This is a genomic window from Pseudomonas sp. 5C2, from assembly GCF_034314155.1.
Taxonomy (GTDB): Bacteria; Pseudomonadota; Gammaproteobacteria; order Pseudomonadales; family Pseudomonadaceae; genus Aquipseudomonas.
In genome coordinates, this window is record NZ_JAVIWH010000003.1 from 1821834 (window position 1) to 1835729 (window position 13896).

The 13896-nt window shown below is 54.3% G+C and carries 7 protein-coding genes, 2 tRNA genes, 3 rRNA genes and 1 pseudogene; 8 read left to right on the top strand and 5 right to left on the bottom strand.

All coding sequences use genetic code 11. The features are described from left to right. Positions 1-134 precede the first annotated feature (134 nt). The gene (locus tag RGU44_RS23005) at positions 135-1223 is read left to right on the top strand and encodes a calcium:proton antiporter (RefSeq protein WP_322278092.1); all 1089 of its coding nucleotides are present in this window, start codon (positions 135-137) and stop codon (positions 1221-1223) included. 100 nt (positions 1224-1323) lie between these two features. Here RGU44_RS23005 and RGU44_RS23010 read toward each other — a convergent pair whose 3' ends face one another. The 5 genes and pseudogenes from RGU44_RS23010 to RGU44_RS23030 all read right to left on the bottom strand — a co-directional run bounded on the left by RGU44_RS23010 (position 1324) and on the right by RGU44_RS23030 (position 4935). Continuing rightward, entirely contained in the window at positions 1324-2010 is a 687-nt protein-coding gene (locus RGU44_RS23010) for an SDR family oxidoreductase (protein ID WP_322278094.1), read from the bottom strand. 65 nt (positions 2011-2075) lie between these two features. Then, a pseudogene (locus RGU44_RS23015) lies at positions 2076-2186 on the bottom strand (MerR family transcriptional regulator); the annotation flags it as partial. A 328-nt stretch (positions 2187-2514) separates the two neighbouring features. Then, positions 2515-3108, bottom strand: coding sequence for a YigZ family protein (locus RGU44_RS23020; protein ID WP_322278096.1), 594 nt, complete (start codon positions 3106-3108; stop codon positions 2515-2517). A gap of 53 nt (positions 3109-3161) precedes the next feature. Next, positions 3162-3827, bottom strand: coding sequence for a TetR/AcrR family transcriptional regulator (locus tag RGU44_RS23025; protein WP_322278099.1), 666 nt, complete (start codon positions 3825-3827; stop codon positions 3162-3164). A gap of 187 nt (positions 3828-4014) precedes the next feature. Then, on the bottom strand, positions 4015-4935 hold the full coding sequence (locus RGU44_RS23030) for a LysR family transcriptional regulator (protein ID WP_219062570.1): 921 nt from the start codon (positions 4933-4935) through the stop codon (positions 4015-4017). 125 nt (positions 4936-5060) lie between these two features. On the opposite strand from RGU44_RS23030, the gene RGU44_RS23035 reads away from it, so the two are divergent. The 7 genes from RGU44_RS23035 to rrf all read left to right on the top strand — a co-directional run bounded on the left by RGU44_RS23035 (position 5061) and on the right by rrf (position 13733). Beyond that, complete coding sequence (locus tag RGU44_RS23035) at positions 5061-6407, top strand: aspartate aminotransferase family protein (protein WP_322278101.1); 1347 nt, start codon at positions 5061-5063, stop codon at positions 6405-6407. 67 nt (positions 6408-6474) lie between these two features. After that, positions 6475-7968, top strand: a complete 1494-nt coding sequence (locus tag RGU44_RS23040; RefSeq protein ID WP_322278105.1) for a CoA-acylating methylmalonate-semialdehyde dehydrogenase — start codon at positions 6475-6477, stop codon at positions 7966-7968. 571 nt (positions 7969-8539) lie between these two features. Further along, a 16S ribosomal RNA gene (locus RGU44_RS23045) occupies positions 8540-10078 on the top strand. A gap of 83 nt (positions 10079-10161) precedes the next feature. Further along, positions 10162-10238 (top strand) — tRNA-Ile (locus RGU44_RS23050). Between the two features lie 30 nt (positions 10239-10268). Further along, positions 10269-10344 (top strand) — tRNA-Ala (locus tag RGU44_RS23055). 236 nt (positions 10345-10580) lie between these two features. After that, positions 10581-13471 (top strand): 23S ribosomal RNA (locus tag RGU44_RS23060). 146 nt (positions 13472-13617) lie between these two features. Beyond that, positions 13618-13733 (top strand): 5S ribosomal RNA (gene rrf / locus RGU44_RS23065). The 16S, 23S and 5S rRNA genes sit together here with 2 tRNA genes alongside, the layout of an rRNA operon. The last annotated feature ends 163 nt before the right edge of the window (positions 13734-13896 follow it).

Sequence of the window (13896 nt, forward strand, 5' to 3'; positions counted from 1 at the left end):
GGCTGATCGGCCGGTTGAAGCCACAGCGCAACGTCTTTGCTGTTACCGTTAGCCGTGAAACATTTACTGATAATGACCCGCCTGTATGAGACCGGTCAGTCCCAGGCAAGACACTTTTGACCCAAGGCATTCCAATGCTGACTTATTTGAGAGATGAAAAGTTTCTACTGCTGGCTGTTCTCGGTGCGCTGATCGCGTTCCCCTTCGAACATGCGTTGCTGAATCACGGTCAGGGTGTTGCGCTGGCGGGCGGGATTGCACTGGTGGTGGCGATTGTCTGCGCGTCGATGCGCGTGGCCCACCATGCCGAACTGTTGGCGCATAAATTCGGCGATCCCTATGGCACTATGATCCTGACGCTGTCGGCCGTCTTGGTCGAGGTCGTGATTCTGGCGATCATGATGAGCAACGAGCCCTCACCGACACTGGTGCGCGACACGATCTATTCAGCGGTGATGCTCGATATCAATGGCATTCTGGGGCTGGCGGCGCTGATGGGCGGGCTCAAGCATGGCGAACAGTCCTACAACGATGATTCGGCGCGCACTTACAGTGTGATGATCCTCACTGCGATGGGCGTTTCCATGGTGGTGCCTGAGTTCATTCCCGAAGGTGACTGGAAGATTTATTCGGCGTTTACGATTGGCGCGATGGTGCTGCTGTACGCCCTGTTTCTGCGCATGCAGGTGGGGCCGCACAGTTATTTTTTCAGCTACAGCTATCCCGAAAAAATGCGCAAGAATTCGCCTGCCGAAGAGGATCCATCGATCAATCTGGTGCGCTCGATCGGCACCCTGATTTTTGGCGTAGTGGTAATCGGTGCGCTGGCTGAAGTGATGTCGAAAACCGTCGACCTCGGTCTGGAAGGGACAGGTGCACCGCCGGTCATGACGGCGATTCTGGTGGCGGCTATTTCCGCTGCCCCCGAGATCCTCACGGCCTTGCGCGCGGCGTTGGCCAACCGCATGCAGTCCGTCGTAAACATTGCGTTGGGCGCCTCGTTGTCAACGGTGATCCTGACCGTACCCGTCATGGAGGCCATGGCGCTGTACAGCGGCCAGCCGTTCCAGATGGCGATGACCCCGGTGCAGAGCGTGATGATCTTCATCACGCTTTTGGTCAGCGCGATCAACCTGAATGATGGTGAAACCAATGCCATCGAAGGCATGACGCATTTCGTGCTGTTCGCAACCTTTATCATGCTGTCGTTGTTGGGGCTTTGAACCCGACAGCACTAGCAGCACTACACGCTCGCTACAGATCCAGGGTCGCCGCGCTTCAGATAGAAGCAGCGGCGAGGCTGAAGTTCATCTGGCCAGTTAATTACCAGGGAATTGTTTCACCCTTGTAGTTGATGAAGTAATGACCACCCTTGCCGGTATAGGCATCAATCTGTTCGACCAAACCACGGGTGCTGGTTTCTACATCGATATGAGCACCTTCGCCGCCCATGTCTGTTTTCACCCAGCCCGGATGCAGGGACAGGACTGTCGGCTTCGGGTCGGCCAATTGTGTAACGAAGGAATTGGTCATGGAGTTCAGCGCGGCCTTGCTGGCTTTGTACAATGCCATGTCGTTGCCTTCAGGGCACATCACACTGCCTAGCACCGAACTCATAAACGCCAGGACCCCGGTGTCGGGACGAATCTGCTGGATCATTCGTTCGGCCAGACGAATGGGGGCAATGGCGTTGGTCATGAACAACTGGCCGAGTTCGTCGACGGTCGCTTGCGCAGCGCTCTGATGTTTTGGTCCGCTGACGCCGGCATTGATGAACAGCAGATCAAAAACCTGTCCTTTCAGCTTCTCGGTGAAAACATTCAACGATGACAGCTCATTGATATCCAGCACCTCGACCTGCACCTCGGGGATCGTCTGGGGTCCACCTGCTTTGTGCAGGTCACGCACTGTGGCGGTCACTTGCCAGCCCTGTTCCGACAGGCGATGCACCAGGCCCAGGCCTAAGCCACGGGAGGCGCCAATGATTAACGCAGTTTTGGTATTCGGCATGGATCGAGCTCCTTGTTCACAAATAGTGGTTCAGGGGAGAAATAGCCCAGAGGGACATTGTCGCCTCAAGGACTTAATGGACAACGTTGACCCAAGCGTTGTTGCAACTCAAGGCGTAACTCGTTTAGTTCGGCGATTCGAGCGTCGATAGCGTTGAGTTTGTCTTCCTGTCGTTGAACAAAAAATGACCAGCTGAGCGCGCGCCATGATCTGTCTGCGCCAGAGACAGGCTTGCACGGCTTATCCACAGGTTGCTCCACAGTTATTGTGTGCAAGCGAAAAGTGCGGGAATAAAGAGTGACCGTGAAGTGCCCAACTGCGATAAGTGACGATAACACCCTGTTTTAAGGAGGTTTTATTCCAGTAATGGGTGGATTGAGCAAAAAACAACCAGTCGTCGCAACGCCATACGCAGCAAGGCCCGCAGGGGTGTGTACTCAGCTTATCCACAGCCGGGTGCACAGTAGATGTGGGCAATTAACCAGGGAGTGCGCACGCGCGGATTCAGTCTTCCTCAAGCGGCTGCAAGAGAATTCGTCCGCGACTCAGATCTGCCAGTTGTCGCTGCAAAATGTCGATGTGCTCCGGGCCCAGGGCAATCTGCAATTCGACGCCGTTGGCGGTGAATGTTTCGTGCTCCAGCAGTCCATGCAGTTCGGCCAGCCGCACCTTGACCAGCGCCAGTTCGCTGAAGCTGCACGTACAGCTCAATTGCACCCGATGGATCAAGGGCAGGCGCTCGGCCTGGTGCAGGCATTTATTGGCGCCACCACCGTACGCGCGAGCGAGGCCGCCAGTGCCCAATTGGATGCCGCCGTACCAGCGGATGACCAACACCACGACTTGATCGCAATCCTGCGCTTCGATCGCTGCCAGAATGGGTCGGCCAGCGGTCCCGCCGGGTTCTCCATCGTCGCTGCTACGATATTGATCGGCCAGTTTCCAGGCCCAGCAATTGTGCGTGGCATTCAGATCGCTGTGCTGCTCAATGAACGCTTGGGCCTGAGCAGCGCTGGTGATGGGGGCGGCGAGGGTAATAAAGCGGCTTTTGCGAATCTCTTCCCGGTATTCGCAAGGGCCAGCAAGGGTAAAAGGCATGCGTATGTTCCAGCTATCGACGACGTGAACCACTGTTTCCGGTAACGGACCGCTCAAGCAGCCGGAGGCGTCAGCCCACAGCCTTTGAGGATGATGCGGATCAAATTGTCGCTGGCGGTTTCCATGTCCTGCTTGGTCAAACGGGTGCGACCGGTAACCCGACATATTTGCGTGGCGAAGTCAGCGTAGTGCTGCGTGCTGCCCCAGAGCAGGAAGATCAGATGCACAGGGTCGACGGGGTCCATTTTTCCGGCATCGATCCAGGCTTGAAACACGGCTGCCCGGCCCTGAAACCAGGCACGGTAGTCCTGACTGAAATGCTCATTCAGGCATTCGCCTCCGCTGATGATTTCCATGGCGAAGATCCGTGACGCTTGTGGCTGGCGTCGGGAAAACTCCATCTTGGCTCGAATGTAATGGCTCAGTGCCTGAGCGGGATCGTCGTCGACGCTCAACGCGTTGAACGTGCTGTCCCACAGGTCGAGGATGTTGCTCAACACCGCAATGTACAACCCCAGCTTGTTGGTGAAGTAGTAGTGCAGGTTAGCTTTGGGCAAGCCTGCATTCTGCGCGATGGTGTTCATACTGGTGCCTTTGAAGCCGTGACGAGCGAACTCGTCCTCTGCGGCTTTGATGATTGCTTCTTCGTTCTTCTGACGAATGCGGCTGGCAGGTTTAGCGACGGCTTGGGCGCTATGGGCTGGGACTTCAAAGGTCATGGGCGGTTCCGAACGGGTCATGGGCTGCAAGCTGAGAACAGATAACGCACCCGCGAAGATCAGACAAGAGCCAGTCGTGCAAATTAATGCTCCAAGCTTTCGATTTCGGCTTCAGATTGGCCTGCGTGAGTGGTCTCTTTAACTATTTAGTTGGTTGCGCATCCACAGCGCAAAGTCCTGAAAAGCCTCATCGGGTGGCGGCCAGACTTTCAAGGAAGCTTTCCAGTACCAGATGAGGGCGACGTCCCTTGCGAGTGACCGAAGCCAGACTCAGGTCATAAAAACGTGCCGTCGGTTTCAGCGCTCGCAGTCGGCCTTGCTGAACCCACAGGCTGGCGTAGTGATCTGGCAGGTAGCCGATATAGCGCCCGGTGAGAATCAAAAAGGCCATGCCCTCACGATCCGAGGCGCTGGCGGTGCAATTGAGTGCCTGGTAATGCGCCTGAATGTCCGCAGGCAAGCGAAAGGTCGGAGCGATAGCGTCCTGAGCATTCAATCGTTCGTCATTCAGCGCGGCGTCATCCATATAGAAGAGCGGATGGCCGACAGCGCAATAGAGCAGAGAGCGTTCGCTGTACAGCGGCTGATATTCCAGCCCGGACAGGGCACTGGCCTGCGGAACAACGCCTACGTGCAAACGCCCATCGAGCACGCCCTGTTCCACTTCATGGGGCGCGATCATGCGGATCTGGATATGTACGTCTGGGCCGCGTTCCTTCAATTGGGCCAGGGCATGGGTGATGCGCATGTGCGGCAGGGTGACCAGGTTGTCGGTCAGACCGATGTTCAGTTCGCCGCGCAAATGCTGGTGCAGGCCATTGACCTCGGTGCGAAAGCTTTCTACGGCACTTAATAGCTGCAAAGACGATTGATAGACCTCCCGACCTTCTTCGGTCAGGGAAAACCCCGCGCGTCCACGCTGGCACAGGCGCAAGCCGAGTCGTTGTTCAAGATCGCTCATCTGTTGGCTGATCGCCGAACGGCCTATGCCCAGCGCGCTTTCGGCCGCCGAGAAGCCACCTGACTCGACTACGCTTCGAAAGATGCGCAGCAAACGAATATCAAAGTCGCTGACTTGGGCCAGTGGATCGGGTCGACGGATGCTCATAGTTTAGTGATTGTCTAACTGAAGATTATAAATGTTGGGTTTTTAAGACTTTATCCCCGTGGCAACTTAGCTGCAACCACACAGCTCAATAAGCTGCCCCATCGCCCCGTGAGGTATTTGCATCCATGACTCTTCCTGAATCCGCCGAGAATTCTCTGGCCAGCCAATTGAAGCTCGACGCTCATTGGATGCCATACACCGCAAACCGTAATTTTCAGCGCGATCCCCGGCTGATCGTGGCGGCGCAAGGCAGCTACCTGACGGACGATAAGGGTCGCAAGATTTATGACGCGTTGTCCGGGCTATGGACGTGCGGCGCCGGGCATTCGCGCAAGGAAATTCAGGAGGCGGTCTCGCGTCAGTTGGGCACTCTGGATTATTCGCCAGCGTTCCAATACGGCCACCCCTTGTCCTTCCAGCTGGCTGAGAAAATCACCGACCTGGCACCTGGCAATCTGAACCACGTCTTTTTCACTGATTCGGGTTCTGAGTGCGCGGATACCGCAGTGAAAATGGTGCGCGCCTACTGGCGCCTGAAAGGTCAGGCCACCAAAACCAAAATGATCGGTCGTGCCCGTGGTTATCACGGGGTCAACATTGGTGGCACCAGCTTGGGCGGAGTGAACGGCAACCGTAAAATGTTCGGCCAATTGATGGACGTCGATCATTTGCCTCATACCTTGCTGGCCAGCAATGCCTATTCACGTGGCGAGCCTGAGTTGGGCGGCATTGCGCTGGCCGATGAGATGCTCAAACTGATCGAGTTGCACGATGCATCCAATATTGCGGCAGTGATTGTCGAGCCGATGGCGGGCTCTGCCGGTGTGATCGTTCCACCAAAAGGTTATCTGAAGCGCCTGCGCGAAATCTGCGATCAGCACAACATCCTATTGATCTTCGACGAAGTCATCACTGGTTTCGGTCGCACCGGGTCGATGTTCGGCGCCGACAGCTTCGGTGTGACGCCTGACCTGATGTGTATCGCCAAGCAAATCACCAACGGCGCGATCCCGATGGGCGCAGTGATTGCCAGTAGCGAGATTTATCACACGTTCATGAACCAGCCGACGCCCGAGTATGCGGTCGAGTTCCCACACGGCTACACCTACTCCGCGCACCCGGTCGCCTGTGCGGCGGGTCTTGCCTCGCTGGAATTGTTGCAGCGGGAGAATCTGGTTCAGCAAGTCGCCGAGATTTCGCCTCATTTCGAAAGCGCGTTGCACGGCCTCAAAGGCTCGAAAAACGTTGTGGACATCCGTAACTACGGTCTGGCCGGTGCGATCCAGATCGCGCCCCGTGATGGCGATGCCATCGTGCGTCCTTTCGAAGCGGGGATGAAACTGTGGAAAGCGGGCTTCTACGTGCGTTTCGGCGGCGACACGCTGCAGTTCGGGCCAACCTTCAATAGCAAACCGCAGGATTTGGATCGCTTGTTCGATGCTGTCGGCGACGTGCTGAATCAGATCGACTGATTCGCTGTGGGTTTAAACCACAGGCGCGGCCGAGATCGCGCCTGACCGTATTTTTTGGAGTCCTGTCATGAGCAACATCCAACACCTGATCAATGGCGAGTTCGTTACCGATACCGGCCGTACTGCCGATGTGTTCAATCCATCGACCGGTCAGGCCGTTCATAAAGTCCCCTTGGCCAGCCGCGAAACTGTTCAGCAAGCAATCGATGCTGCGAAGGCTGCATTTCCAGCCTGGCGCAATACGCCCGCCGCCAAACGCGCGCAAGTGATGTTCCGCTTCAAGCAATTACTGGAACAGAATGAAGCGCGTATCGCGCAGTTGATCAGTGAAGAGCACGGCAAGACCCTGGAAGACGCCGCCGGTGAGTTGAAGCGCGGGATCGAGAACGTCGAATACGCGTGTGCCGCGCCAGAGATCCTCAAGGGGGAGTACAGCCGCAACGTAGGGCCAAACATTGACGCATGGTCCGACTTTCAGCCGCTGGGTGTGGTTGCAGGTATTACGCCGTTCAACTTCCCGGCCATGGTCCCGCTGTGGATGTACCCACTGGCGATTGTGTGCGGTAACTGCTTCATCCTGAAGCCTTCTGAGCGTGATCCAAGTTCGACGTTGTTGATTGCTCAACTGCTGAATGAGGCGGGTCTGCCAAACGGTGTGCTTAACGTCGTGCACGGTGACAAAACAGCGGTTGATGCGTTGATCGAAGCGCCTGAAGTCAAAGCGTTGAGTTTTGTCGGTTCAACGCCTATCGCTGAATACATCTATAGAGAAGCTACTTCTCGCGGGAAGCGAGTCCAGGCATTGGGCGGCGCGAAGAATCACGCGGTGCTGATGCCCGACGCAGATCTGGACAATGCGGTCAGCGCGTTGATGGGCGCTGCGTACGGTTCATGTGGCGAGCGTTGCATGGCGATATCGGTTGCTGTCTGTGTAGGTGATCAGGTCGCCGATGCGTTGGTGGCCAAACTGGTCCCGCAGATCAAGGCGTTGAAAATCGGTGCCGGGACTACCTGTGGCCTGGATATGGGGCCGTTGGTGACCGGACAACATCGCGACAAGGTCTGTAGCTATATAGAAGACGGCGTGAACTCGGGTGCCGAGCTTGTGATCGATGGTCGTGGTCTGAGCGTTGCAGGCAATGAAGAGGGCTTCTTCCTGGGTGGCTGCCTGTTTGATCGGGTCACGCCGGAGATGCGTATCTATAAAGAAGAGATCTTTGGCCCGGTGCTGTGCATCGTCCGGGTCGATAGCCTGGAGCAGGCCATGCAACTGATCAACGATCACGAGTATGGCAATGGCACCTGCATCTTTACCCGTGATGGTGAAGTCGCGCGTTTGTTCTGCGACGAGATTGAAGTCGGTATGGTCGGGGTCAACGTGCCACTGCCGGTACCGGTGGCCTATCACAGCTTCGGCGGCTGGAAGCGTTCGCTGTTTGGCGACCTGCATGCTTATGGCCCGGATGGGGTGCGCTTCTATACCCGCCGCAAAGCCATCACCCAGCGTTGGCCGCAACGTGCCAGCCATGAGGCTTCGCAGTTTGCCTTTCCTAGTTTGTAAGGGATGAAAGAGGCGGGCCGTGAGGCCCGCCTCTTGCGTTTAGAGCCCTGTTTTAACGATGTGACAGGTTTGTGAAATTAGGTGTTGACGCCCCGTCAAATCTGTCTATAATTCGCACCTCTTCCGGAGCAGATGAAACGGAAAACTCCTTGTAAATCAAAGAGTTATCCAGAGTAAGCGGCGAGGAAGGGGTTTTGATCTTCTGGATCGAAAGCGGTAGAAAAGAGGTGTTGACAGCAGCGTGTAACGCTGTAGAATTCGCCTCCCGCTAACGAGAGACGTGAAGTTGATCGAAGCGCAAGTGGTTGAAGTTGCAAAGGAAACTTTGAAACTTGTTAAAATAACCGCTTGACAGCAACAGGGGCTGCTGTAGAATGCGCGCCTCGGCTGAGACGAAAGATCTCAACCACCCGCTCTTTAACAATTGAATCAAGCAATTCGTGTGGGTGCTTGTGTTGTAAGACTGAAGTCAACTGATTATCAGCATCACAAGTTACTCCGCGAGAAATCAAAGATGTAACCAACGATTGCTGAGCTAAGTTTAGGGTTTTGTCAAAACCCAAAGATGTTTGAACTGAAGAGTTTGATCATGGCTCAGATTGAACGCTGGCGGCAGGCCTAACACATGCAAGTCGAGCGGCAGCACGGGTACTTGTACCTGGTGGCGAGCGGCGGACGGGTGAGTAATACCTAGGAATCTGCCTGGTAGTGGGGGATAACGTTCGGAAACGGACGCTAATACCGCATACGTCCTACGGGAGAAAGCAGGGGACCTTCGGGCCTTGCGCTATCAGATGAGCCTAGGTCGGATTAGCTAGTTGGTGAGGTAATGGCTCACCAAGGCTACGATCCGTAACTGGTCTGAGAGGATGATCAGTCACACTGGAACTGAGACACGGTCCAGACTCCTACGGGAGGCAGCAGTGGGGAATATTGGACAATGGGCGAAAGCCTGATCCAGCCATGCCGCGTGTGTGAAGAAGGTCTTCGGATTGTAAAGCACTTTAAGTTGGGAGGAAGGGCATTAACCTAATACGTTAGTGTTTTGACGTTACCGACAGAATAAGCACCGGCTAACTCTGTGCCAGCAGCCGCGGTAATACAGAGGGTGCAAGCGTTAATCGGAATTACTGGGCGTAAAGCGCGCGTAGGTGGTTCGTTAAGTTGGATGTGAAATCCCCGGGCTCAACCTGGGAACTGCATTCAAAACTGTCGAGCTAGAGTATGGTAGAGGGTGGTGGAATTTCCTGTGTAGCGGTGAAATGCGTAGATATAGGAAGGAACACCAGTGGCGAAGGCGACCACCTGGACTGATACTGACACTGAGGTGCGAAAGCGTGGGGAGCAAACAGGATTAGATACCCTGGTAGTCCACGCCGTAAACGATGTCAACTAGCCGTTGGGAGCCTTGAGCTCTTAGTGGCGCAGCTAACGCATTAAGTTGACCGCCTGGGGAGTACGGCCGCAAGGTTAAAACTCAAATGAATTGACGGGGGCCCGCACAAGCGGTGGAGCATGTGGTTTAATTCGAAGCAACGCGAAGAACCTTACCAGGCCTTGACATCCAATGAATCTGCTAGAGATAGCGGAGTGCCTTCGGGAGCATTGAGACAGGTGCTGCATGGCTGTCGTCAGCTCGTGTCGTGAGATGTTGGGTTAAGTCCCGTAACGAGCGCAACCCTTGTCCTTAGTTACCAGCGCGTAATGGCGGGCACTCTAAGGAGACTGCCGGTGACAAACCGGAGGAAGGTGGGGATGACGTCAAGTCATCATGGCCCTTACGGCCTGGGCTACACACGTGCTACAATGGTCGGTACAGAGGGTCGCCAAGCCGCGAGGTGGAGCTAATCCCAGAAAACCGATCGTAGTCCGGATCGCAGTCTGCAACTCGACTGCGTGAAGTCGGAATCGCTAGTAATCGCGAATCAGAATGTCGCGGTGAATACGTTCCCGGGCCTTGTACACACCGCCCGTCACACCATGGGAGTGGGTTGCACCAGAAGTAGCTAGTCTAACCTTCGGGAGGACGGTTACCACGGTGTGATTCATGACTGGGGTGAAGTCGTAACAAGGTAGCCGTAGGGGAACCTGCGGCTGGATCACCTCCTTAATCGAAGACATCAGCTTCTTCATAAGTTCCCACACGAATTGCTTGATTCATTGAAAAAGACGATTTAGAAGCAGCCCGAAATTGGGTCTGTAGCTCAGTTGGTTAGAGCGCACCCCTGATAAGGGTGAGGTCGGCAGTTCGAATCTGCCCAGACCCACCAATTTTGTGTGGGAAACGCCTGTAGAGATACGGGGCCATAGCTCAGCTGGGAGAGCGCCTGCCTTGCACGCAGGAGGTCAACGGTTCGATCCCGTTTGGCTCCACCACTTACTGCTTCTGTATTGTAGAGTTTAGAAATGAGCATTCCATCGATTGGATGGTGAATGTTGATTTCTAGTCTTTGATTAGATCGTTCTTTAAAAATTTGGGTATGTGATAGAAAGTTAGACCGGGCAGCACTTTCACTGGTGCTGTTACGGGCTAAGGTAAAATTTGTGAGTTAAATTGCGAATTTTCGGCGAATGTCGTCTTCATAGTATAACCAGATTGCTTGGGGTTATATGGTCAAGTGAAGAAGCGCATACGGTGGATGCCTTGGCAGTCAGAGGCGATGAAAGACGTGGTAGCCTGCGAAAAGCTTCGGGGAGTCGGCAAACAGACTTTGATCCGGAGATGTCTGAATGGGGGAACCCAGCGGTCATAAGACCGTTACCTTACACTGAATACATAGGTGTATGGAGCGAACCAGGGGAACTGAAACATCTAAGTACCCTGAGGAAAAGAAATCAACCGAGATTCCCTTAGTAGTGGCGAGCGAACGGGGACCAGCCCTTAAGCTGTATTGAGATTAGCGGAACGTTCTGGAAAGGACGGCCATAGTGGGTGATAGCCCTGTACGCGAAAATCTCTTTGCAGTGAAATCGAGTAGGACGGAGCACGAGAAACTTTGTCTGAATATGGGGGGACCATCCTCCAAGGCTAAATACTACTGACTGACCGATAGTGAACTAGTACCGTGAGGGAAAGGCGAAAAGAACCCCGGAGAGGGGAGTGAAATAGATCCTGAAACCGTATGCGTACAAGCAGTGGGAGCCCACTTTGTTGGGTGACTGCGTACCTTTTGTATAATGGGTCAGCGACTTATTTTCAGTGGCGAGCTTAACCGAATAGGGGAGGCGTAGCGAAAGCGAGTCTTAATAGGGCGTCTAGTCGCTGGGAATAGACCCGAAACCGGGCGATCTATCCATGGGCAGGTTGAAGGTTGGGTAACACTAACTGGAGGACCGAACCGACTACCGTTGAAAAGTTAGCGGATGACCTGTGGATCGGAGTGAAAGGCTAATCAAGCTCGGAGATAGCTGGTTCTCCTCGAAAGCTATTTAGGTAGCGCCTCATGTATCACTGTAGGGGGTAGAGCACTGTTTCGGCTAGGGGATCATCCCGATTTACCAACCCGATGCAAACTCCGAATACCTACAAGTGCCGAGCATGGGAGACACACGGCGGGTGCTAACGTCCGTCGTGAAAAGGGAAACAACCCAGACCGTCAGCTAAGGTCCCAAAGTTATGGTTAAGTGGGAAACGATGTGGGAAGGCTTAGACAGCTAGGAGGTTGGCTTAGAAGCAGCCACCCTTTAAAGAAAGCGTAATAGCTCACTAGTCGAGTCGGCCTGCGCGGAAGATGTAACGGGGCTCAAACCATACACCGAAGCTACGGGTATCACTTAGGTGATGCGGTAGAGGAGCGTTCTGTAAGCCTGTGAAGGTGAGTTGAGAAGCTTGCTGGAGGTATCAGAAGTGCGAATGCTGACATGAGTAACGATAATGGGTGTGAAAAACACCCACGCCGAAAGACCAAGGTTTCCTGCGCAACGTTAATCGACGCAGGGTTAGTCGGTCCCTAAGGCGAGGCTGAAAAGCGTAGTCGATGGAAAACAGGTTAATATTCCTGTACTTCTGGTTATTGCGATGGAGGGACGGAGAAGGCTAGGCCAGCTTGGCGTTGGTTGTCCAAGTTTAAGGTGGTAGGCTGAGATCTTAGGTAAATCCGGGATCTTAAGGCCGAGAGCTGATGACGAGTGTGCTTAGGCACACGAAGTGGTTGATGCCATGCTTCCAAGAAAAGCTTCTAAGCTTCAGGTAACCAGGAACCGTACCCCAAACCGACACAGGTGGTTGGGTAGAGAATACCAAGGCGCTTGAGAGAACTCGGGTGAAGGAACTAGGCAAAATGGCACCGTAACTTCGGGAGAAGGTGCGCCGGTGAGGGTGAAGCATTTACTGCGTAAGCCCATGCCGGTCGAAGATACCAGGCCGCTGCGACTGTTTATTAAAAACACAGCACTCTGCAAACACGAAAGTGGACGTATAGGGTGTGACGCCTGCCCGGTGCCGGAAGGTTAATTGATGGGGTTAGCTAACGCGAAGCTCTTGATCGAAGCCCCGGTAAACGGCGGCCGTAACTATAACGGTCCTAAGGTAGCGAAATTCCTTGTCGGGTAAGTTCCGACCTGCACGAATGGCGTAACGATGGCGGCGCTGTCTCCACCCGAGACTCAGTGAAATTGAAATCGCTGTGAAGATGCAGTGTATCCGCGGCTAGACGGAAAGACCCCGTGAACCTTTACTATAGCTTTGCACTGGACTTTGAATTTGCTTGTGTAGGATAGGTGGGAGGCTTTGAAGCGTGGACGCCAGTCTGCGTGGAGCCAACCTTGAAATACCACCCTGGCAACTTTGAGGTTCTAACTCAGGTCCGTTATCCGGATCGAGGACAGTGTATGGTGGGTAGTTTGACTGGGGCGGTCTCCTCCTAAAGAGTAACGGAGGAGTACGAAGGTGCGCTCAGACCGGTCGGAAATCGGTCGTAGAGTATAAAGGCAAAAGCGCGCTTGACTGCGAGACAGACACGTCGAGCAGGTACGAAAGTAGGTCTTAGTGATCCGGTGGTTCTGTATGGAAGGGCCATCGCTCAACGGATAAAAGGTACTCCGGGGATAACAGGCTGATACCGCCCAAGAGTTCATATCGACGGCGGTGTTTGGCACCTCGATGTCGGCTCATCACATCCTGGGGCTGAAGCCGGTCCCAAGGGTATGGCTGTTCGCCATTTAAAGTGGTACGCGAGCTGGGTTTAGAACGTCGTGAGACAGTTCGGTCCCTATCTGCCGTGGACGTTTGAGATTTGAGAGGGGCTGCTCCTAGTACGAGAGGACCGGAGTGGACGAACCTCTGGTGTTCCGGTTGTCACGCCAGTGGCATTGCCGGGTAGCTACGTTCGGAATAGATAACCGCTGAAAGCATCTAAGCGGGAAACTAGCCTCAAGATGAGATCTCACTGGGACCTTGAGTCCCCTGAAGGGCCGTCGAAGACTACGACGTTGATAGGTTGGGTGTGTAAGCGCTGTGAGGCGTTGAGCTAACCAATACTAATTGCCCGTGAGGCTTGACCATATAACACCCAAGCAATTTGCGTCGAAAGAGCAGATTGCGGTGTGTGAAGACGACACAAACCGAAAATTGGCAACAACCCACAGATCTATCACATCCCCATTAGTTGGCCCGTTGCGCGCAAGCACGACGATCCGGCAGCCGAATTTCTTGACGACCATAGAGCATTGGAACCACCTGATCCCATCCCGAACTCAGCAGTGAAACGATGCATCGCCGATGGTAGTGTGGGGTTTCCCCATGTGAGAGTAGGTCATCGTCAAGATTAAATTCCGAAACCCCTGTTTGCTTACGCAAACAGGGGTTTTGTTTGTGTGCGGAGAAAAAGTTGGATCAGGTGGCAATCCTGCTCGCTTGCCCTTAAGGTTCTGCCATCAGTTTTTCATCCAATTCATGGGCCGTCTGCGCGAAACTCAATGACGGTATCA